This window comes from Kocuria sp. KH4 (assembly GCF_053711175.1).
The window spans coordinates 101,719-121,998 of the sequence record NZ_JBSJYX010000004.1 but is presented as its reverse complement, the minus strand read 5'-3'; the positions used below and the strand labels follow the sequence as shown (position 1 = coordinate 121,998).

Below are 20,280 nucleotides of genomic sequence, written 5' to 3'. Positions count from 1 at the left end.
ATGCCACGCCCACGCTTGCAAGTCGGCACTCTCGGAGAAATCAGCTACACGCCACTGGCGCACAGGAAAGTCCGCGCCCGCGCCCGCTACCGGGACACCGCCGGGCGCACCCGCTACCTGGAAGCCACCGGCACGTCCCAGTCCGCCGCCCGCCAAGCGCTGCAGGAACGCCTGGACGCGAAGATGTCCGCAGCGACAGGGGAGGGGCTGACTCCGGACTCAACGGTGCAAGACCTAGCCACCGCGTGGCTGCAGGAAGTCCATGACAGCGAGCGCCGCCCGCAGACAGTGGAGGCGTACCGCCAGAACATAAACGCCATGATTGTGCCCGGGCTAGGGGAGCTGGTCCTGTGGGAATGCACTACCGGCAGACTGGACCGGTGGCTCAAGGCCACTGCCAAGGTCAACCAGTCTGCCGCCAAGCGCGCCCGCGTGGTCCTGGGCATGATGTTCGCGCTCGCAGCAAGGCACGACGCTGTGGGGCAGAACCCCGTAGCGGACACTCGGCTGCCGGCCACCAAGACCACGGCCCCGCAGGCCCTCACGCCGGAGCAGGTGGCGCGCTTACGAACGGGCGTGTGGCAGTACGTGACCGACCCGCAGCAGAACGGGCAGAAGCGGTCCCGGGACCTCCCGGACGTTGTGGACGTCCTGCTGGGCACGGGCGCGCGCATTAGCGAGGCCCTAGCCTTGCGCTGGGAGGACGTGGATCTAGCCGCCTCCCCGGTTCGGGTCACCATCAGCGGTACGGTCGTGCCCTTGCAGGGTGGAGTGGTGCGTCAGCCTGCGCCCAAAACTTCTAGCGGGTACCGGTCCGTGGCCGTGCCGGCGTTCACTGCAGAGGTATTGCTGCGCCGGTCCGTGGATTCCTGGTCGGACCTCGTGTTCCCCTCAGATGTGGGAACCCTGCGGTGGCCCAACAACTTCCACCGCATGTGGCGGGATGCCCGATCCTCGGAGTACCTGCGGGGTTTCGAATGGGTCACCATGCGTGTGCTGCGAAAGACGGTGGCCACGACCATCACACGGGCCATGGACGATGAGCACGCGGCGGCGGTGCTGGGGCACGCGTCCACTGCTGTGACGCACCGCCACTACATCGAACGGGCAGCGGTGGCGCCGGACGTGTCCGGGGTGCTGCAGAGCCTGGGGCAGGGGGACGCGTCGTGAGCATCCCGGGGAAGGACTGGGACGACCAGCGGGCAGGTGAATTCATCAACGCTGTCGCGGACCGGTTCTTGGACGCACGTGCAGCCATGGAGTACATAGAGCCGGGGTCCCAGGCCGATGTGGACGATTCGCGGGCGGCAGGTCACTCGGAATGCGTAAGCAGGGTCAGCTACCAGTCTCTGGTGGCGTCCGCTGCCGGGGTCCTGGCCGTACGAGGCATCCTGACCAACTCGACCGGCTACGCGTCTGCCAGCTTCGGCCCGCCCCTGCGGGCCACCCTGCTGCCGGCCATGCGTGCCCTGTCAGTTTTGTGTCCTGACGACCGGGATACGCGCGTCAAGAACGCCCTGCGGTCGGCTGCCATGGAGGCTGAGGACCACGCCCGCTCCCTGGGGAACCTGCGGAGCTTGGACGCCGTATTCGGCTCGGAGTCTGGCCGCGCATGGTTCCCGGATGAGGACATGGACCTGGTGGAAGCGGAGAGGAAGCGGCTGTGCGGGCTGGTGGGAGGGGCGCCACCCAAAGAGTCACGGGTGCTCGGGGAAGCGGCTGCCATGGTCGGTGACTTGTTTGGAGAGGCCGGCACGGACGGGGCGTTCGTCCGGGATGCAGTGCGCCGCATGTGGACGGTGTACTCAGCGGACGCCCACGGGTGGTCCTGGCAGTACCGGTTCCGTGACCGGGAAGTGCAGGTAGACGATATGGGCGCGGGGCGCGGTGTGATCCGGCGGGAAGTCAATGTGGGCTTGGTCCTGGCCGATTCGGTCCTGTGCGTCTCCATGGCCAGCGCAGCACTGAACTTCTGGGAGATGCGTTCCCGACACTCGGACGCGGAGGTGGCAGCCGGGCGCCACCGCCGTCCGCTGTGACCAATCCGTGGGGTAACCGTGGGATTCAGCCCCTGTGAACCGGATACGAAAGCGGCCCGACCAGGCGTCATGCCTAGTCGGGCCGTCTTTTGTTGGTGCGCCCCCTCGGACTCGAACCGAGAACCCATTGATTAAGAGTCAATTGCTCTGCCAATTGAGCTAGGGGCGCGGGTGCTGCGGCAGAAACAGTAGCACGACCCGGCCGGTGGGCCGAATCGGACCGGCCGGCTTGCGCTGTGTCCGCCTCGCAACGAGAAAGTACTCTACCACTTCACCGCGGCTTGTCCATTTCGCCCGGGCCGGGCCCGGCCGGCCCCGGGTCCGCCCGCTCGGTCCGCGCCCCTCGAGTGCCGGTCGAGGGTGCGGGGTGCGGGTCGGCCCGGGCGGCGCCCGTTCCGGGCGAAGGCGGCCGCAGCGTGCGCTGTCTCACATGGTGGGACGCGCCGTCCGAAGATTGACACACCCGGGCGGGCGGCAGAGCATGGAGCCATGCAACTCAGCCACGGTGTCGTCAAGCTCACGGTACGCGTCCTCGTCGGACGCGGGGCCTGAGCCGACGACCGGTCGAGCGCACGGGCCCTGTCGCACCACCCGGTGCAGCGAGGGCCCTTTTTCTTGCCCGGCGCCGTCGGGGACGCGAACGCAGGGGCCGGAACAGAACCACCGACACCAGAAGGACAGTGACATGAGCAAGGGACAGCCGATCAGCCCGGCGCTGATGGCCACCAAGCGGGTGGACACCGCCGCCGACCACCGGCCTCCGGGGGCCCGCGAGCACGTCGTCCCGGCCGCCCCGGCCGTCCACGGGCCCGGCAACACCGTGCCGCCCCTGCAGATGACCGGCTCCCAGGCCGTCATCCGGTCCCTGGAGGAGCTCGGGGTGACCGACGTGTTCGGCCTGCCGGGCGGCGCCATCCTGCCGACCTACGACCCGCTGATGGACACCGACAGGATCAACCACATCCTGGTCCGGCACGAGCAGGGCGCCGGCCACGCCGCGGAGGGCTACGCTCTGGCCTCCGGCCGGGTGGGCGTATGCATCGCGACCTCCGGCCCCGGGGCGACGAACCTCGTCACGGCGATCGCGGACGCGCACATGGACTCCATCCCCATGGTCGCCATCACCGGGCAGGTGTCCTCGAAGGTCATCGGCTCGGACGCCTTCCAGGAGGCCGACATCGTGGGGATGACGATGCCGATCACCAAGCACTCCTACCTGGTCACACAGGCCGAGGACATCCCGCGCGTGCTCGCCGAGGCCTTCCACCTGGCCTCCACCGGCCGGCCCGGCCCCGTGCTCGTGGACATCGCCAAGGACGCGCAGCAGGACACCATGACGTTCTCCTGGCCGCCGCGGATGGACCTGCCCGGCTACCGGCCCGTGACCCGCGGGCACGCCAAGCAGGTGCGGGAGGCCGCCAAGCTCGTCGCCGCGGCCCAGCGCCCCGTGCTCTACGTGGGCGGGGGGACGATGCGCGCCGACGCGGCGGCCGAGCTCGCCGAGCTGGCGGAGCTGACCGGGGCCCCGGTGGTGACCACGCTGACCGCGCGCGGGGTGTTCCCCGACTCCCACGAGCAGAACCTCGGGATGCCCGGGATGCACGGCACGGTCCCGGCCGTGTACGCCATGCAGCAGGCCGACCTGCTGGTGACGCTGGGCGCGCGCTTCGACGACCGGGTCACCGGCCACCTGGAGACCTTCGCCCCCACGGCCCGGATCATCCACGCCGACATCGACCCCGCCGAGATCTCCAAGAACCGCACCGCCGACGTCCCGATCGTGGGCGACGTCAAGGAGATCCTCCCGGACCTGGTCGCCGCCGTGCGCCAGGAGTTCGAGCGCACCGGCGCGCCGGACCTCTCCGCGTGGTGGACCACGCTGAGCGGGCTGCAGGCCACCTATCCGCTCGGCTACCCGAAGCCCGCCGACGGCCTGGGCTCCCCGCAGCACGTCATCGAGCGGATCTCCGCTCTCACCGGCCCGGAGGCCGTCTACGTGGCGGGCGTGGGCCAGCACCAGATGTGGAGCTCGCACTTCGTGCGCTACGAGCGCCCCCGCCAGTGGCTGAACTCCGCCGGTCTGGGCACCATGGGCTTCGCCGTGCCCGCCGCGATGGGCGCCAAGGTCTCCCAGCCGGAGCGCGTGGTGTGGGCGATCGACGGCGACGGCTGCTTCCAGATGACCAACCAGGAGCTCGCCACCTGCACGATCAACAACATCCCGATCAAGGTGGCGGTGATCAACAACTCCTCGCTGGGCATGGTGCGCCAGTGGCAGACCCTGTTCTACGACGGCCGGTACTCCAACACCGACCTGAACACCGGCCACGACAGCATCATGGTGCCCGACTTCGTGAAGCTCGCCGAGGCCTACGGGTGCGCCGCCCTGCGCTGCACCCGGGACGAGGACGTGGACGACGTCATCCGCCAGGCCCTCGAGATCAACGACCGCCCCGTGGTGATCGACTTCGTGGTCTCCGCGGACGCGATGGTGTGGCCGATGGTGCCCGCCGGCGTGTCCAACGACCAGATCCAGATCGCCCGCAACATGACCCCCGACTGGGACGAGGAGGACTGACCATGAGCCGACACACCCTCTCCGTGCTGGTCGAGGACAAGCCCGGCGTGCTCACCCGCGTGGCGGGACTGTTCGCCCGCCGCGCCTTCAACATCGACTCGCTCGCCGTGGGACCCACGGAGCTCGAGGGCGTCTCCCGCATCACCGTGGTGGTGGACGCCGAGGGTGAGCTGCTCGAGCAGGTGACGAAGCAGCTCAACAAGCTGATCAACGTCATCAAGATCGTCGAGCTCACCACCGACTCGTCGGTGCAGCGTGACCACATCATGGTCAAGGTGCGCGCCGACGCCGCGACCCGTCTGCAGGTCACCCAAGCCGCAGACCTGTTCCGGGCCACCGTTGTCGACGTCTCCACCGAGTCGCTCGTCATCGAGGCCACCGGCGCCCCGGACAAGCTCCGGGCGCTGCTCGACATCCTGGAGCCGTTCGGCGTCCGGGAGATCGTCCGGGCCGGTACGCTGGCCCTCGGACGTGGTCCCAAGTCGATGAGCGACCGCGCCCTGCGCCACTGACGCCCCCGGGCGGCGGTGCCCCGGGCGCCGGCCCACAGACACCCCAACCACCTCGCGGCGGGCTCCGCCGCGCCCATCCATGCTTCAAGGAGACACCCCCATGGCAGAGATCTTCTACGACGACGACGCCGACCTGTCGATCATCCAGGACCGCTCCGTCGCCGTCATCGGCTACGGCTCCCAGGGCCACGCCCACGCGCTGAACCTGCGCGACTCCGGCGTGGACGTCCGGATCGGCCTCGCCGAGGGCTCGAAGTCCCGTGCGAAGGCGGAGGCCGAGGGGCTGCGCGTCCTCACCGTGGCGGACGCCGTCGAGGAGGCCGACGTCATCATGATCCTCACCCCGGACCAGGTCCAGCGCCACGTCTACGCCGAGTCGATCGCCCCGAACCTCAAGGACGGCGACGCGCTCTTCTTCGCCCACGGCTTCAACATCCGCTACGGCTACATCGAGGCCCCCGAGGGCGTCGACGTCGTGATGGTCGCCCCCAAGGGCCCCGGCCACACCGTGCGCCGCGAGTTCGAGGCCGGCCGCGCCGTCCCCGCCCTCGTGGCCGTGGAGAAGGACGCCTCCGGCAAGGCCCTCGAGCTGGGCCTGTCCTACGCCAAGGGCATCGGCGGCACCCGCGCCGGCGTCATCAAGACCACCTTCACCGAGGAGACCGAGTCCGACCTCTTCGGCGAGCAGGCCGTGCTGTGCGGCGGCATGTCCCACCTGGTCCAGTACGGCTTCGAGACCCTCACCGAGGCCGGCTACCAGCCGGAGATCGCCTACTTCGAGGTCCTGCACGAGCTCAAGCTCATCGTGGACCTCATGGTCGAGGGCGGCATCGCCAAGCAGCGCTGGTCCATCTCCGACACCGCCGAGTACGGCGACTACGTCTCCGGGCCCCGCGTGATCAACCCCGCGGTCAAGGAGAACATGAAGGCCGTCCTGGCCGACATCCAGGACGGCACCTTCGCCAAGCGCTTCATCGAGGACCAGGACCAGGGCGGCCCCGAGTTCACGAAGCTGCGCGAGAAGGAGGAGTCCCACCCGATCGAGGTCACCGGCCGCGAGCTGCGCAAGCTCTTCGCCTGGACCTCCCCGGACGCCGACTACGTGGAGGGCACCGCGGCCCGCTGATCCGCGCTACCCGGAAGGGGCCGTGTCCGCCCCGGAGTGCTCGTCGCGCTCCGGGGCGGCCGCGGCCCCTTCCATCCGTCCGGCCTCCGACCGCGAGCCGGGACGCCCCGCCCGCGGTGACGCCCGCTCAGCCCTGCCGCACCACCGGGGCGCCCTCGGAGGGCTGGACGATGACGAAGCCGGGGCCGGAGAAGGCCAGCTGGAAGGACTCGCCGGAGCCCCCGCGCAGCAGCGAGCCCATCGACAGGTCGTTCTGGATCCCCGGGACGAGATTGGCCGACCACGCCACGGCGGCCTGCGGGTCCACGTAGGTGGGCTGGGCCGCGCAGTCCAGGATCATGGGCTCCCCGTCCGAGCACAGGGCGAGCACCCCGTGGCCCGAGAGCTCCAGGTTGAACAGCCCGCCCGCCATCAGCCCGGCCCCGCCCACGCGCCGGATGTCCCAGGAGAGGGTGTCGTCGAAGGCCAGCAGGGACGAGCTGCTGACGGTCATCCCCTCGCCCTCCAGCAGCACGGTGAACACGTTGCGCGCCTGCCGGGCGAAGAACACCTCGCCCTCGCCCGAGACGCGCATCATGGGCGCGTCCTCGCTGGTCAGCACCTTCTTCATGAGCTTGCCGATCGAGCCGGAGCCCTCGTGCCGGAAGCCCATCCGCCCCTGGTAGGCGACCATGGCGCCCTTCGTGGCGACGACGTCCGGGCCCAGGCCCACCCGCAGCATCCGGGGGGACTGCAGGGTCCAGCGCTCCTGGCTCTGGCGTTCGAAGTGGTCCTGGGCGAAGAGCTCGCTGCGCACGGTGGCCTCCTGAGGGATCGGTGCCTGCTGTCCCGCCCATCGTGGCACCCGCGGGCGGGCGCCGCAGCTCCCGCGCGGTCGGTAGAGTGGAAACCGTGACTTCCTCCGACCGCACCCCGTACTACATCACCACGGCCATCGCGTACCCCAACGGCACCCCGCACATCGGGCACGCCTACGAGGTGATCGCGACCGACGTCATGGCCCGGTTCAAGCGGCTGGACGGCTACGACGTCCGCTTCCTGACCGGGACCGACGAGCACGGGCAGAAGATGCAGCAGACCGCGGAGAAGGAGGGGCTGACGGCCCGGGAGCTCGCGGACCGCAACGCGGCGCGCTTCCGCGAGATGGACGACGCGCTGAACATCTCCTACGACCGCTTCATCCGCACCACGGACCCCGACCACTACGCGGCCTCGGCGGCCATCTGGCGGCGCATGGAGGAGGCCGGGGACATTTACCTCGGCAAGTACGCCGGCTGGTACTCGGTGCGCGACGAGGCGTTCTACGCCGAGGACGAGACCGAGCGGCGCGAGGACGGGCTGCGCTACTCGCTCGGCACCGGCACGGAGGTCACCTGGACCGAGGAGGAGTCCTACTTCTTCCGGCTCTCCGCCTACCAGGACCGACTCCTGGCCCTCTACGAGCAGCAGGGCTTCGTGTTCCCCGAGACCCGCCGCAACGAGGTCGCCTCCTTCGTGCGCTCGGGCCTGGAGGACCTCTCGATCTCCCGGACCACCTTCGACTGGGGCGTGCCCGTGCCCGGCGACCCGGACCACGTGATGTACGTGTGGGTGGACGCGCTGACCAACTATCTGACGGGGGTCGGCTTCCCGGACACCGACTCGGAGCTGTTCCGGCGCTACTGGCCGGCCGACGCCCACGTGATCGGCAAGGACATCGCCCGCTTCCACGCGGTGTACTGGCCGGCGTTCCTCATGTCCGCCGGGCTGCCCCTGCCCGAACGGGTCTTCGCCCACGGCTTCCTGTTCAACCAGGGCGAGAAGATGTCCAAGTCGGTGGGCAACGTGATCGACCCGCACGCCCTGGTCGCGGAGTACGGGCTGGACCAGCTGCGCTTCTTCCTGCTGCGCGAGGTGCCCTTCGGCCAGGACGGCAGCTACTCGCACGACGCGATCCGCAACCGCATCAACTCCGACCTCGCCAACGACCTCGGCAACCTCGCCCAGCGCTCGCTGTCGATGGTCGCGAAGAACTGCGCGGGCCGGGTCCCGGACCCGGGGGAGCTGACCGCCGAGGACCGGGCGATGCTCGACGCCGCGGCCGGGCTCCACGAGCCGGTGCGCGCGGAGTTCGACGAGCAGCAGTTCCACCGGGCCCTGGAGATCATCTGGCGGGTGGTCGCCGAGACCAACCGCTACTTCACGGCGCAGGAGCCGTGGAAGCTGCGCAGGACCGACCCCGGGCGGATGGCCACGGTGCTGTGGGTGACCCTCGAGGTCGTGCGGACGGTGGGGCTGCTCGTGCAGCCGGTGATGCCCGGGTCGGCCGCCCGGCTGCTCGACGTCCTCGGCCAGGCCGAGGGCGACGCCCGGCTCTTCACCGCCCTGGGCACGCCGCTGGTCCCCGGCACCGCGCTGCCCGCCCCGGCCCCGGTGTTCCCCCGCTACGAGGAGCCGGCGGCGCTGCAGGCCTGATCCGGTGCGGCGTCCGACATGTGAGACGTCCGTCCGAGCTGTGGATGCCCGCGGGCCGGCGCTCCTATGGTGAGGGCATGAGCGAGCCGACTCCCGCAGCAGCCCCCGCCCCCCTGAAGATCGCCGTCGTGCCCGGCGACGGCATCGGCCCGGAGGTGGTGGCCGAGGCGGAGAGGGTCCTCGACGCCGTGACCGCCGCCGCCGGCGTGCGCGTGGAGAAGCGGCGGTTCGGCCTCGGCGCCGAGCACTGGCTGGCGACGGGGGAGACCCTCACCGAGCAGACGCTCGCGGAGCTGCGCGCCCACGACGCCATCCTCTTCGGCGCGGTGGGCGCCGCCCCCGGCGACCGCCGGGTGCCCTCGGGGATCATCGAGCGGGACGTGCTGCTGCGGATGCGCTTCGCCCTGGACCACTACGTGAACCTGCGCCCCTCCCGCCTCTACCCGGGCACCACGAGCCCGCTCGCACGCCCCGGGGACATCGACTTCGTGGTGGTCCGCGAGGGCACCGAGGGCCCCTACGCCGGCAACGGCGGGGTGCTGCGCCCCGGCACGGACGCCGAGATCGCCACCGAGGTCTCGCTCAACACCGCCCACGGCGTGCGCCGGCTGGTGCGCTACGCCTTCGAGCTGGCCGCCCGGCGCGAGCGCCGGAAGCTCACCCTGGTGCACAAGCACAACGTCCTGGTCAACGCGGGGCGGCTCTACTCCCGGCTGGTCGAGGAGATCGGCGCCGAGTTCCCGCAGGTCGCGGTGGACTACCTGCACGTGGACGCCGCGACGATCTTCCTCACCACCGACCCGGCGCGCTTCGACGTGATCGTCACCGACAACCTCTTCGGCGACATCCTCACCGACCTCGCGGGCGCGGTCACCGGCGGCATCGGCCTGGCCCCGGCCGGCAACATCAATGCGGACCGCACCGCGCCGTCCATGTTCGAGCCCGTGCACGGCTCCGCGCCGGACATCGCCGGGCGGCAGCTGGCGAACCCGGTCGCGGCGATCCTGGCGAGCGCCATGATGCTCGAGCACCTCGGCCTCCCGGAGCAGGCCGCCCGGATCGAGGCGGCCGTGCAGCAGGACCTCGCCGCGCACGGCACCGAGACCCGCAGCACCGCCCAGGTGGGCGACGGCGTGCTCGCCGCGCTGGCCTGAGCCGCTCGTGCCCGCGTGCTCCGGCGCTAGGCTGGGGGCACGAACCATCCGCCCGCCCCGCGTGCCGGTCGCCACGGGGTCGACCCCGCAGGGAGACGCAGTGACCACTCAGCCCACCACCTTCGCCCACCACCTCACCCAGGACCCGGTCCCGGAGGAGGTGCGCGCGGCGATCCTCGCCGACCCGGGCTTCGGCACGAACTTCTCCGACCACATGGTGAAGATCGACTGGTCCGGCGACGTCGTCGCGGGCACGGGGCGCTGGAGCGACCCGCGGGTCGAGCCGTACGGGCCGCTGGTGCTCGACCCCGCCGCGGCGGTGTTCCACTACGGCCAGGAGATCTTCGAGGGGCTGAAGGCGTACCGGCACGCGGACGGCTCCGTGTGGACGTTCCGGCCCGAGGCCAACGCGGCCCGGCTCAACCGCTCGGCCCGCCGGCTGGCGCTGCCGGAGCTGCCCGAGGGAATGTTCCTGGACTCGCTGCGGGAGCTCGTCTCCGTGGACGAGCAGTGGGTGCCGGACGGGGAGGGCGAGTCCCTGTACCTGCGCCCGTTCATGATCGCCACCGAGGCGTTCCTGGGCGTGCGCCCGTCCCGGCAGGTGCTGTACTCGGTGATCGCCTCCCCGGCCGGCAACTACTTCGGCGGCCCCGTGAAGCCGGTGGACATCTGGCTCTCCCGCGACTACGCCCGCGCCGGGCGCGGCGGCACCGGGGCGGCCAAGTGCGGCGGCAACTACGCGGCCTCGCTGGTCGCCCAGATCGAGGGCGAGGCCCACGGCTGCCAGCAGGTGATGTTCCTGGACCACGACCGCGGGGACGCCGTCGAGGAGCTGGGCGGGATGAACGTGTTCTTCGTCCTCGGGGAGGACACCCTGGTCACCCCCGAGCTCACCGGCACCATCCTCGAGGGGGTCACCCGCACCTCGATCATCCAGCTCGCGCGCGACCGGGGGATGACCGTCGAGGAGCGCCCCTTCACCCTCGAGGAGTGGCGCGAGGGCTGGCGCTCGGGCACCGTCACCGAGGCGTTCGCCTGCGGGACCGCGGCCGTGATCACGCCCATCGGTCGGCTCCTCTCCGCGGAGGGGACCATCGGGGACGAGGGCGCCGAGCCCGGGGCCGTGACCATGGACATCCGCAGGCAGCTGCTGGAGATCCAGACCGGGCGCGCGGAGGATCCCCACGGCTGGCTCACCCGCCTGGTCTGAGACCCGCCGCGGCCCCGCGGGCCGTGGGATAGCCTGGGGCCATGCGAATTGCCAGGTTCACCGTCGACAACGAGATCCACTTCGGCGCGGTCGAGGGCGCGCCCGGCGCGGAGACGGTCACCGTCCTCGCGGGCGACCCGTTCTACACCGGGATCCAGCCCACGCAGCAGCGCCACGAGCTCGCCGACGTCCGCCTCCTGGCCCCGGTGATCCCGCGCTCCAAGATCGTCTGCGTCGGGCGCAACTACGCCGACCACGCCGCGGAGCTGGGCAACGAGCTGCCCACCTCGCCGCTGCTGTTCTTCAAGCCCAACACCTCCGTGGCCGGCCCCGGCGACCCGGTGACCCTGCCCCCGTGGACCGAGGAGGTCTCCTACGAGGCCGAGCTCGCCGTGGTGATCGGGCGGATGTGCAAGGACGTGCCCGTGGAGCGCGTGCCCGAGGTGGTCTTCGGCTACACCGCCGCCAACGACCTCACCGGCCGCGACGTGCAGCGCTCCGAGAACCAGTGGGCCCGCGCCAAGGGCTTCGACGGCGCCTGCCCGCTGGGGCCCTGGATCGAGACCGACCTCGACACCTCCGCCCTGGCCGTGCGCAGCCGCGTCAACGGGCAGACCAAGCAGGACGGCAGCACCCGGGACATGGTCTTCGACGTCCCGTTCCTCGTCTCCTACGTCTCCCAGGCGTTCACCCTCCTGCCCGGCGACGTGATCCTCACGGGCACGCCTGCCGGCGTCGGCATCGTCGACGAGGGGGACCGCATCGAGGTCGAGGTCGAGGGCGTCGGCGTCCTGCCCACCGTCCTGCGCCGCTGACCCCCGCCCCCGCCCTCACCCCCGCACCGACCGACGTCCCGAAAGAGCCATGACCGACAAGACCGCCACCCCGGCCACCGCCTCCGCCTCCTCGCCCGTCCGGGTGCGCTTCTGCCCGTCCCCGACCGGCACCCCGCACGTGGGGCTGATCCGCACCGCGCTGTTCAACTGGGCCCACGCCCGCCACACCGGCGGGACCATGGTGTTCCGCGTCGAGGACACCGACACCCAGCGGGACTCCGAGGAGAGCTACCAGCAGCTGCTCGAGGCCCTGGCCTGGCTCGGCATCGACTGGGACGAGGGCGTGGAGACCGGCGGCCCGCACGCTCCCTACCGGCAGTCCCAGCGCCTGGACGTCTACCGCGACGTCGCCGCGAAGCTGCTGGCGCACGGGGCCGTCTACGAGGCCTACTCGACCCCGGAGGAGGTCGAGGCCCGGCACCGCGCCGCCGGCCGGGACCCCAAGCTGGGCTACGACAACTACGACCGTGACCTCACCGAGGAGCAGGTCGCGGCCTACCGGGCCGAGGGCCGCGAACCGGTGCTGCGGCTGCGGATGCCGGACGAGGACATCGTGGTCCACGACATGATCCGCGGCGAGATCGTGTTCCGGGCCGGGTCCATCCCGGACTACGTGGTGGTGCGCGCCAACGGCCAGCCGCTGTACACCCTCACCAACCCCGTGGACGACGCCCTGATGGAGATCACCCACGTGCTGCGCGGGGAGGACCTGCTCTCCTCGACCCCGCGCCAGATCGCCCTGTTCCGCGTGCTCGTGGAGATCGGCGTCGCCCAGTACGTGCCCGAGTACGGCCACCTGCCCTACGTCATGGGGGAGGGCAACAAGAAGCTCTCCAAGCGCGACCCCGAGTCCAGCCTCTTCCACCTCAAGGACAGCGGCTTCGTCCCCGAGGGCCTGCTCAACTACCTGGCCCTGCTCGGCTGGTCCCTGTCCGCGGACGAGGACGTGTTCACCGTGGAGCAGCTGGTGGCGCACTTCGACGTCCACGACGTCCTGGCGAACCCCGCCCGCTTCGACCTCAAGAAGGCCACCGCCATCAACGGCACGCACGTGCGCCTGCTGGAGCCCGGCGACTTCCGCGACCGCCTCGTCCCCTACCTGCAGGCCGCCGGCGTGCTGGGGGAGTCCCTGACCGAGCGCGAGGCCGCCGTCCTCGACCAGGCCGCCCCGCTGGTGCAGGAGCGGATGAACCTGCTCGGGGAGGCCCCCGAGCTGCTGTCCTTCCTGTTCGCCGCCGACGACGAGATCGAGCTCGCCGACGACGCCCGCAAGCAGCTCAAGGACTCCGCCGGCGACGTCCTCCGGGCCGCCCTCGCGGCGCTGGAGCCCCTGGAGGACTGGCGCGCCCCGGCCCTGGAGACCGCCCTGCGCGAGGCGATCGTCGACGGGCTGGGCATCAAGCCCCGCCTCGCGTTCGGCCCCGTCCGCACCGCCGTGTCCGGGCGGCGGATCTCCCCGCCGCTGTTCGAGTCCCTGGAGATCCTCGGCAGGGACTCCACCCTCGCCCGGATCCGCGCGCTCGCCGAGCAGCTCGGCTGAGCCCGGGACCCACGACGACGAGATCACCCGGATGCGCACGGGCCGTCCCCAGCACCGCAACCCGGTGCAGCGGGACACCGTCACCTGGCTGCGCACCGGTGCCGGGACGGGCGGGGGGCACGCCCTGCTCCACGTCGAGGTGGACCCCGGGGGCGAGGTGCCCGCCCACTACCACCGCCGGACCGCGCTGCGCCTGCGGGTCCTCGAGGGTACCCTGCGGGTCCAGGTGGGCCACGTGGTGCGCGACCTCGGGCCCGGCCGCGAGGTGGAGGTCCCGGCGGAGCACCTGTTCCGGTGGAGGAACCCGGCCTCCGCGCCGGCCCGCTTCGTCGTCGAGGTGCGCCCGGCCCCGGCGTGCCTGGAGAAGGGCCTGGTGGCGCTGTACGGGCTCGCCCGGGACGGGCGCACCCGCCGCGACGGCAGGCCGCGGAGCCTGCTCCGCACGGCGCTGCTGATGCAGTGGACCGGCATCGGCCTGCCGGGGGTGTACCGGTGGCTGGGACCGCTGCTGCGGGGGCTCGCCGCGGTGGCCTGCCGGCGGGGGATCGACCGGGAGCTCGAGGAGCGCTACTGCCGGTGACCCGGATTTGCCGCCTCGGCCGAAGGCCGGTATAGTTTTCTTGCGTTGCGCCGGTCGGTGCGGGAAACCGCAGGGACCGGGGACGACAGTGGGATATGGTGTAATTGGCAACACTACGGTTTCTGGTACCGTCATTCTAGGTTCGAGTCCTGGTATCCCAGCGCTGGTCGCTCGACTAGTAGGGCCCCATCGTATAGCGGCCTAGTACGCCGCCCTCTCACGGCGGTAACGCGGGTTCGAATCCCGCTGGGGTCACATCGAGGAGAACCCCCGGACTGCATGGTCCGGGGGTTCTTCCGTGTCCGCAGCCGGGTGCGGATGGCGCCGTGCGGTCGGGCGCCGGCTCGTCCGGGAACGCCTCCGGAACCTGGTACAGTGTACGAGTCCGGTGGCGGGGAACTCGCCGACCGGACCGCCGCGGCCCCATCGTATAGCGGCCTAGTACGCCGCCCTCTCACGGCGGTAACGCGGGTTCGAATCCCGCTGGGGTCACCAGCGAAAGCCCCCCGGACCGGACGGTCCGGGGGGCTTTTCCGTGCCCGGGAGGCACCTGCACCGTCGGCGGCCCGGGCCCCTCGACCACTAAGCACCCTGACAGTCCGGGCTGCGACTGCTACCGTGGCAGGACATTGCAGGACCGGCGCCGGGTCACCGGCGCCCACCGCCGAAGGAGCAGACGTGAACGACATCCCTCAGCACGACGACCTCCCGCTGCCCGACTACGACCACCTGCCCGTGGGGGTGCTGGGGTCGAAGATCACCGGCCTCGACGAGTCCGGCCTGGAGCAGCTGCTCGCCTACGAACGCGCGCACGGGGACCGGCTGCCCGTCGTCCAGGTCCTCGAGCACCGGCTCGAGGCGCTGCGCCAGGGCGCCCGGCCGAGTGGGTCGGTGCCCACCGAGGCCCCCGAGGTCTCCTCGTCGAGCCAGGGGTCCCCGGTCTCGCCGGAGACGTCCGGCCCGCCGATCAACCCGCCTTCCCAGGGCACGCCGTTCAACCCCGCCCAGCCGCGCTGACCGCTGGGGCGCCGCACGCCGCGCGGGTCGGGGGCACGCCGGCCGGGGGTGCCGTGGGGGCCCGCGCCCCGGTCCGTCGCCGGCGGCGCGGACGCCCGTGACGGGGATTCTGGGTGTCCGCCTGCGGCACCGGGAGCGAGGACCCGCCGGGCCGGTAGGCGGCCCGGCGGGTCCCGCGCGCTCAGGCCAGGGAGGCGTCCAGGGTGATGTCCACGGACAGGGCCTGGGAGACGGGGCAGTTGGCCTTGGCCTCGTCGGCCAGGCGCGCGAAGTCCTCTGCCGAGAGGTTCTCGACCTCGGCCTGCACAGTGAGCGCGATGCCCGTGATGCCCTCGCCCGCGACGAAGGTCACCTCCGCGCTGGTGTCCAGGCGCGTGGGCGGGGTGTCGTTCTGCGCCAGGCCGTTGGACAGGGCCATGGCGAAGCAGGTGGCGTGGGCGGAGGCGATGAGCTCCTCGGGGCTCGTCCGCGGGCCCGGGCCCTCCTCCGCGCGGGCCTTCCAGTCGACGTCGAACGGGCCCAGGCCCGAGCCGGACAGGCGGGTGCTCCCCGAGCCGCTGAAGAGATCGCCGTTCCAGACGGTGCTGGCCTTGCTGACGACGGGTTTCGGCATGGTTCCTCCTGAGGTCCACGGCACGCGGGCGATCCGCCTGCCGGCGCCGGGCGGCGCTGCTGTCACGGTAGCGGATCTGGCGGGCGCGTGACCCCCCGCGGACACCGGTTCCGCGCCCGGCGTGATGCCCGGCGGCGCGCGGACCGGTGGGGGAGCGGATGCGCTAGCCGAGGGGCGTGCGCGGCGGACCGGGGTCGCGGGGCTTCGCCCGCTCCGCGACGGCACGGGCGGTGGCGTGGGCGGCACCGCTCACGACCCGCTCCAGGGGACCCCGGCCGAAGGCGTGCCGCCACGCGAGGGCCACGAGGGCGGAGACCACGAGGCAGGCGAGGAACCACAGCAGGGGGCTGCCGTAGTGCACCTCGGTGGAGAGCAGGACCAGCTGCGCGGCGTACAGCGTGAGGGCCATGGCACCCATGGCGGTCAGCGGCAGCAGCCACGCGGGGACCTGCCGCTCCAGGAGCAGGAAGGCGGCGAGCGCCGCCAGGCTCACGCCCAGGCTCCACGCGACGGAGAGCGGCGTGTTGACGTGCGGGGCGGCGATCACCTGCCACCACAGGGTGTTCGTGGGCAGCTCGCCCTCGGCGCCGAAGACGATGATGTGCTCGAGGTCGGCCCGGGTCAGGGACTCGATGCTGTACAGCAGCACGTTGTAGCCGTCCGCGGCGTAGAGGAGCAGCCAGGAGAGGAGCTTCGACAGGGCCGCGAGGCCGAGCCCGGCCGCCAGGAGCCGGAGCTGGACGTGCAGGTTCTTGAGGTTGAGCCGGCCGACGGCCACGCCCGCCAGCAGATAGGCCAGGTAGGTCACCGCCGGGTACGCGCCCGTGACGAGCAGCTGCCAGAAGAACGCCACGGGCTCCGTGAACAGGCTCGCGAACGTCGGGTTCGCGTCCGTGTGCTCCGGCACCCGGTCGACGAGCCCGTGGATGGCCAGCGGCCCCAGCACCAGGAGGGCGGCCGAGCACGCCAGCAGCGTCCGGACCCGCAGGCCCAGGAACGGCAGCGCGAGCAGGAAGAAGGCGCCGTAGTACACGAGGATGCCGACGGCCGGAGGCTCGGCGGGCATCAGGTAGCCGATCGTCAGGCCGACCAGCATGATGAGCAGGGCCCGCACGGCCGTCCCGGCCCGCACGGCCGTGAGGTCCCGGCCCCGGCGGGGCCGGCGGCCGCCGGAGGCGAAGGCGAGTCCCACGCCCGCGAGCAGGGCGAACAGCGCCGCGGAGTCCCCGGCGAAGAGCAGCCACGACAGTGTGGGGCGGTCGTTGTCCGGATAGGCGTCCGGCAGGAAGTGGACGGCGGTCATCCCCACGAGCGCCAGACCGCGGGCTGCGTCGACGGCGACCACCCGCCCGGCCGAACGGCGGGGGTCGAGCCCGCCGGTGGCCTCCGTGGCCCGGTCCCGCGTGGAGTGGTCGTTCATGCGTCCCGCCGTTCTGTGTCTCGTCCCCGCTGCGGCAGCGCTCGGGATGGTGCGTGCACTGCCGCCAATCTTTGCACCCCCTCGTCGTGGACGCGGCAACGTTGCGCTCGGCGACCCGGCGCCGGTCCGGCCCCGGTGGCCGGGCCCGGTCAGGAGGCGGCGCTCAGCGCGGGGCCGGGCAGGAGCGCCGGGCGCCCGCCGGCGCGGCGCTGCAGGATCCCGTGCCGCAGCCGGCGCCGCGCGGCCAGGGCGGTGACCGCGGCGCCGGAGGACGCCTGCTCCGGGAGGAGGATCTCCACGGCGTCGCCGAGGGCCGGATCCTGCTCCACCGCCGCGCGGAGCAGGTCCAGGGCGTGCGGGTCCAGATCGCGCACGCAGCTGAGGTCCAGGCCCACGGTGGCCGCGGGGAGCATCGTGCGGGCCCGCCGCAGCACGGGGTGCAGGCCCTGCTGGTTGACCGCGGTCACGGCTCCGCTCACGTGGACGCGGACGTGCCGGCCGTCCGGGTCCACCTCCACGAGGACGGGGAGCTTGCGCTGCACGGGGTTCACTCCTTCACGGGACGACCGGGCGGACACCCGGACGACTCGTCAGCCTGCTGTCCGTCGGGGTGCCCTGGAATGCTAAGTCGGCTGTCGGTCATGGTGCAAGCCCGGACGCGGGGCGCGGTGGCCGGCCCTGCCGAGGACAGGGCGGGGATCGGCGCGGACGACCCGTTCCGCCCCCTTGTCGGATACCCCTAGGGGGTATAGTGTCCGAGGCACGGACGGCGCGCCGGGCAGCCGCACCGGCGCCGCCGGCCCCGTCTCCCCGCCGCGGAAGGAGCCCGCCATGAACACCCCGGACGCCCACCCGGACCCGCACCCGGGCGGCCACGGACGCCGCCCCGGGAGCGCCACCACGCACGGGCAGGCCATGCCGCACGGTCCTGCCCGCTCGGCCGTGGACGAGGAGCACACGGTGCACACCCACGGCGAGCACGCCGGGCACTCCACCGCGATGTTCAGGAGCCGGTTCTGGCTCTGCCTGGTGCTCGCGGTCCCGGTGGTGGTCCTCAGCCCGATGGCCGGCCACCTGCTGGGCTATCACGTCCCCGCGTTCCCGGGCTCGGTGTGGCTGCCGCCGGTGCTGGGCACGGTGGTCTTCGGCTACGGCGGCCTGCCCTTCCTCCGGGGCGGGCTCACCGAGCTGAGGGCCCGGCAGCCCGGGATGATGCTGCTGATCGCCATGGCGATCTCCGTGGCCTTCCTCGCCTCGTGGGTCACCACGCTCGGCCTCGGCGGCTTCGAGCTGGACTTCTGGTGGGAGCTGGCCCTGCTGGTGGTGATCATGCTGCTGGGCCACTGGATGGAGATGCGCGCCCTGGGGGCGGCCTCGAGCGCCCTGGACGCCCTGGCGGCCCTGCTGCCCGACGATGCCGAGAAGGTCGTGGCGGACGGGACCGTGACCGTCCGGACCGGTGCGCTCGCCGTGGGCGACGTGGTGCTGGTCCGCCCCGGGGCCCGCGTGCCCGCCGACGGGACGGTGCTCGACGGGACCGCCGAGTTCGACGAGTCCATGATCACGGGCGAGTCCCGGGCCGTGCCCCGCTCGCCCGGTGACACGGTCGTCGCGGGGACGGTCGCCGTCGACAGCACCGTGCGGGTGCGGGTCGAGGCGGTCGGGGCCGACACCGCCCTGGCCGGCATCCAGCGGATGGTCGCCGACGCCCAGGAGTCCTCGTCCCGCGCCCAGGCCCTGGCCGACCGCGCCGCCGCGCTGCTGTTCTGGTTCGCCCTCGTGGCCGGCCTCCTCACCGCCGTCGCCTGGACCCTCCTGGGTAGCCCCGGCGACGCGGTGGTCCGGACCGTCACCGTCCTGGTCATCGCCTGCCCCCACGCCCTGGGGCTGGCTATCCCCCTGGTCATCGCCATCTCCACCGAGCGCGCCGCCCGCGCCGGGGTGCTGGTCAAGGACCGGCTGGCCCTGGAGCGGATGCGCACCATCGACGTGGTCCTGTTCGACAAGACCGGCACGCTCACCGAGGGCGCCCACGCCGTGACGGGAGCCGCTCCCGCCCCCGGCACCTCCGAGGGCGAGCTCCTGGCCCTGGCCGCCGCGGCCGAGGCCGACAGCGAGCACCCGGTGGGCCGGGCCGTCGTCACCGCCGCCGCGCACCACGCCGAGGCGCGGCGGCTGCACCGGCGCGGCACCGACTTCCGGGCGGCCACCGGCCGGGGCGTGAGCGCCACCGTCGGGGGCGCCCGGATCACGGTCGGCGGGCCGAACCTGCTGCGCGAGCTCCACCGTGGGACCCCCGCCGCCCTGGAGCCGGCCGTCCGTGCGTGGACCGCCCGCGGGGCCGGGGTGCTCCACGTGCTGCGTGACGGGCAGGTCATCGGCGCCCTGGCCGTGGAGGACACGGTCCGCGCGGAGTCCCGCGCGGCGGTGGCCGCCCTGCAGGACCGCGGGGTGCGGGTCGCCATGATCACCGGCGACGCCCGCCAGGTCGCCGAGGCCGTGGGCGCCGACCTGGGCATCGACGAGGTCTTCGCCGAGGTGCTCCCGCAGGACAAGGACGGCAGGGTGCGCGCGCTGCAGGACCGCGGCCTGACCGTGGCGATGGTCGGCGACGGCGTCAACGACGCCCCGGCCCTGGCCCGCGCCGAGGTCGGCATCGCGATCGGCGCCGGCACCGACGTGGCCATGGAGTCCGCCGGGGTGGTCCTGGCCGGCGACGACCCCCGCGCGGTGCTGTCGATGATCGACCTCTCCCGCGCCAGCTACACCAAGATGATCCAGAACCTGGTGTGGGCGGCGGGCTACAACGTCGTCGCCGTTCCCCTGGCCGCCGGCGTCCTCGCCCCCGCCGGGATCGTGCTGTCCCCGGCCGTCGGCGCGGTGCTGATGTCGGTCTCCACCATCGTCGTCGCCCTCAATGCACAGCTGCTGCGCCGGCTGGACCTGACCCCGGCCCACCGGGCCGCGGCCGGCACCCGCACCGGTGACCACGACGGCGCCGGCGTCCGTGCTCGTGGCGCCGCGCACCGCCCGGGCGGGCCGCCGCCGGCACCGGCGGAGGCGCGGGACGCCGCGCGGGGCGACGGGGCCCGGCCGGGTTCGACGCCCCGGGGCCCGCGCCGGGCGGGGACCCGGGTGCTACGCTCCGATGAGCTCGACGACACCCCGTGACGGGCCCCGGCGCACCCGCGCCCGGCCTGC

17 protein-coding genes and 4 tRNA genes are annotated in these 20,280 nt (G+C 72.6%); 16 read left to right on the top strand and 5 right to left on the bottom strand.

Going from position 1 to position 20,280, the window contains the following annotated elements; all coding sequences use genetic code 11:
- Entirely contained in the window at positions 1 to 1,170 is a 1,170-nt protein-coding gene (locus tag ACWCOM_RS04950) for a tyrosine-type recombinase/integrase (RefSeq protein ID WP_454547625.1), read from the top strand.
- Positions 1,167 to 2,039 (top strand): hypothetical protein, encoded by an 873-nt coding sequence (locus ACWCOM_RS04945; RefSeq protein WP_454547624.1) that lies wholly within the window; start codon positions 1,167 to 1,169, stop codon positions 2,037 to 2,039. Before ACWCOM_RS04950 ends, ACWCOM_RS04945 begins: the two co-directional genes overlap by 4 nt.
- 93 nt (positions 2,040 to 2,132) lie before the next feature.
- On the opposite strand, the gene ACWCOM_RS04940 is transcribed toward ACWCOM_RS04945, so the two are convergent.
- A tRNA-Lys gene (locus ACWCOM_RS04940) sits at positions 2,133 to 2,208 on the bottom strand.
- 516 nt (positions 2,209 to 2,724) lie between these two features.
- Here ACWCOM_RS04940 and ACWCOM_RS04935 point away from each other — a divergent pair.
- From ACWCOM_RS04935 to ilvC, 3 genes are all read left to right on the top strand, one after another.
- A complete protein-coding gene (locus ACWCOM_RS04935) occupies positions 2,725 to 4,617 on the top strand; it encodes an acetolactate synthase large subunit (RefSeq protein ID WP_454547623.1) in 1,893 nt (630 codons plus the stop codon).
- A gap of 2 nt (positions 4,618 to 4,619) precedes the next feature.
- Positions 4,620 to 5,129 carry an acetolactate synthase small subunit gene (ilvN, locus tag ACWCOM_RS04930; RefSeq protein ID WP_454547622.1) on the top strand — a complete coding sequence of 170 codons (510 nt, stop codon included), beginning with the start codon at positions 4,620 to 4,622 and terminating at the stop codon, positions 5,127 to 5,129.
- Between the two features lie 100 nt (positions 5,130 to 5,229).
- Complete coding sequence (gene ilvC / locus ACWCOM_RS04925; RefSeq protein WP_454547621.1) at positions 5,230 to 6,255, top strand: ketol-acid reductoisomerase; 1,026 nt, start codon at positions 5,230 to 5,232, stop codon at positions 6,253 to 6,255.
- 127 nt (positions 6,256 to 6,382) lie between these two features.
- Here the strand turns inward: ilvC and ACWCOM_RS04920 are convergent, their stop codons facing one another.
- Positions 6,383 to 7,051, bottom strand: a complete 669-nt coding sequence (locus tag ACWCOM_RS04920) for an AIM24 family protein (protein WP_454547620.1) — start codon at positions 7,049 to 7,051, stop codon at positions 6,383 to 6,385.
- A gap of 95 nt (positions 7,052 to 7,146) precedes the next feature.
- Between ACWCOM_RS04920 and metG the strand changes: the two genes are divergently transcribed.
- From metG to ACWCOM_RS04870, 10 genes are all read left to right on the top strand, one after another.
- Positions 7,147 to 8,709: a methionine--tRNA ligase gene (gene metG / locus ACWCOM_RS04915; RefSeq protein ID WP_454547619.1), complete on the top strand. Its 1,563-nt coding sequence runs from the start codon at positions 7,147 to 7,149 to the stop codon at positions 8,707 to 8,709.
- A 77-nt stretch (positions 8,710 to 8,786) separates the two neighbouring features.
- Positions 8,787 to 9,863 carry a 3-isopropylmalate dehydrogenase gene (locus tag ACWCOM_RS04910; RefSeq protein WP_454547618.1) on the top strand — a complete coding sequence of 359 codons (1,077 nt, stop codon included), beginning with the start codon at positions 8,787 to 8,789 and terminating at the stop codon, positions 9,861 to 9,863.
- Between the two features lie 100 nt (positions 9,864 to 9,963).
- The gene (locus ACWCOM_RS04905) at positions 9,964 to 11,073 is read left to right on the top strand and encodes a branched-chain amino acid aminotransferase (RefSeq protein ID WP_454547617.1); all 1,110 of its coding nucleotides are present in this window, start codon (positions 9,964 to 9,966) and stop codon (positions 11,071 to 11,073) included.
- A 41-nt stretch (positions 11,074 to 11,114) separates the two neighbouring features.
- On the top strand, positions 11,115 to 11,888 hold the full coding sequence (locus ACWCOM_RS04900) for a fumarylacetoacetate hydrolase family protein (protein ID WP_454547616.1): 774 nt from the start codon (positions 11,115 to 11,117) through the stop codon (positions 11,886 to 11,888).
- A 49-nt stretch (positions 11,889 to 11,937) separates the two neighbouring features.
- On the top strand, positions 11,938 to 13,449 hold the full coding sequence (gene gltX, locus ACWCOM_RS04895) for a glutamate--tRNA ligase (protein ID WP_454547615.1): 1,512 nt from the start codon (positions 11,938 to 11,940) through the stop codon (positions 13,447 to 13,449).
- 31 nt (positions 13,450 to 13,480) lie between these two features.
- The gene (locus ACWCOM_RS04890) at positions 13,481 to 14,029 is read left to right on the top strand and encodes a cupin domain-containing protein (protein WP_454547614.1); all 549 of its coding nucleotides are present in this window, start codon (positions 13,481 to 13,483) and stop codon (positions 14,027 to 14,029) included.
- Positions 14,030 to 14,118: 89 nt separating this feature from the next.
- Positions 14,119 to 14,190 (top strand) — tRNA-Gln (locus ACWCOM_RS04885).
- Positions 14,191 to 14,211: 21 nt separating this feature from the next.
- A tRNA-Glu gene (locus ACWCOM_RS04880) sits at positions 14,212 to 14,284 on the top strand.
- 164 nt (positions 14,285 to 14,448) lie between these two features.
- Positions 14,449 to 14,524, top strand: a tRNA-Glu gene (locus ACWCOM_RS04875).
- 183 nt (positions 14,525 to 14,707) lie between these two features.
- Positions 14,708 to 15,046, top strand: a complete 339-nt coding sequence (locus ACWCOM_RS04870; protein ID WP_454547613.1) for a hypothetical protein — start codon at positions 14,708 to 14,710, stop codon at positions 15,044 to 15,046.
- 181 nt (positions 15,047 to 15,227) lie between these two features.
- Here ACWCOM_RS04870 and ACWCOM_RS04865 read toward each other — a convergent pair whose 3' ends face one another.
- The 3 genes from ACWCOM_RS04865 to ACWCOM_RS04855 all read right to left on the bottom strand — a co-directional run bounded on the left by ACWCOM_RS04865 (position 15,228) and on the right by ACWCOM_RS04855 (position 17,621).
- Complete coding sequence (locus ACWCOM_RS04865) at positions 15,228 to 15,659, bottom strand: OsmC family peroxiredoxin (protein ID WP_454547612.1); 432 nt, start codon at positions 15,657 to 15,659, stop codon at positions 15,228 to 15,230.
- A gap of 163 nt (positions 15,660 to 15,822) precedes the next feature.
- Positions 15,823 to 17,079, bottom strand: coding sequence for a heparan-alpha-glucosaminide N-acetyltransferase domain-containing protein (locus ACWCOM_RS04860; protein ID WP_454547611.1), 1,257 nt, complete (start codon positions 17,077 to 17,079; stop codon positions 15,823 to 15,825).
- A gap of 149 nt (positions 17,080 to 17,228) precedes the next feature.
- Positions 17,229 to 17,621, bottom strand: coding sequence for a hypothetical protein (locus ACWCOM_RS04855; protein ID WP_454547610.1), 393 nt, complete (start codon positions 17,619 to 17,621; stop codon positions 17,229 to 17,231).
- Between the two features lie 289 nt (positions 17,622 to 17,910).
- On the opposite strand from ACWCOM_RS04855, the gene ACWCOM_RS04850 reads away from it, so the two are divergent.
- Positions 17,911 to 20,250 (top strand): heavy metal translocating P-type ATPase, encoded by a 2,340-nt coding sequence (locus tag ACWCOM_RS04850; protein WP_454547609.1) that lies wholly within the window; start codon positions 17,911 to 17,913, stop codon positions 20,248 to 20,250.
- Positions 20,251 to 20,280 lie beyond the last annotated feature (30 nt).

Coding starts and splice junctions, on each gene's coding strand:
- ACWCOM_RS04950 (WP_454547625.1), top strand. CDS start 1: ATGCCACGCCCACGCTTGCAAGTCGGCACTCTCGGAGAAATCAGCTAC.
- ACWCOM_RS04890 (WP_454547614.1), top strand. CDS start 13,481: ATGCGCACGGGCCGTCCCCAGCACCGCAACCCGGTGCAGCGGGACACC.
- ilvN (WP_454547622.1), top strand. CDS start 4,620: ATGAGCCGACACACCCTCTCCGTGCTGGTCGAGGACAAGCCCGGCGTG.
- ilvC (WP_454547621.1), top strand. CDS start 5,230: ATGGCAGAGATCTTCTACGACGACGACGCCGACCTGTCGATCATCCAG.
- ACWCOM_RS04910 (WP_454547618.1), top strand. CDS start 8,787: ATGAGCGAGCCGACTCCCGCAGCAGCCCCCGCCCCCCTGAAGATCGCC.
- ACWCOM_RS04900 (WP_454547616.1), top strand. CDS start 11,115: ATGCGAATTGCCAGGTTCACCGTCGACAACGAGATCCACTTCGGCGCG.
- gltX (WP_454547615.1), top strand. CDS start 11,938: ATGACCGACAAGACCGCCACCCCGGCCACCGCCTCCGCCTCCTCGCCC.
- ACWCOM_RS04850 (WP_454547609.1), top strand. CDS start 17,911: ATGAACACCCCGGACGCCCACCCGGACCCGCACCCGGGCGGCCACGGA.
- ACWCOM_RS04860 (WP_454547611.1), bottom strand. CDS start 17,079: ATGAACGACCACTCCACGCGGGACCGGGCCACGGAGGCCACCGGCGGG.
- ACWCOM_RS04865 (WP_454547612.1), bottom strand. CDS start 15,659: ATGCCGAAACCCGTCGTCAGCAAGGCCAGCACCGTCTGGAACGGCGAT.
- ACWCOM_RS04935 (WP_454547623.1), top strand. CDS start 2,725: ATGAGCAAGGGACAGCCGATCAGCCCGGCGCTGATGGCCACCAAGCGG.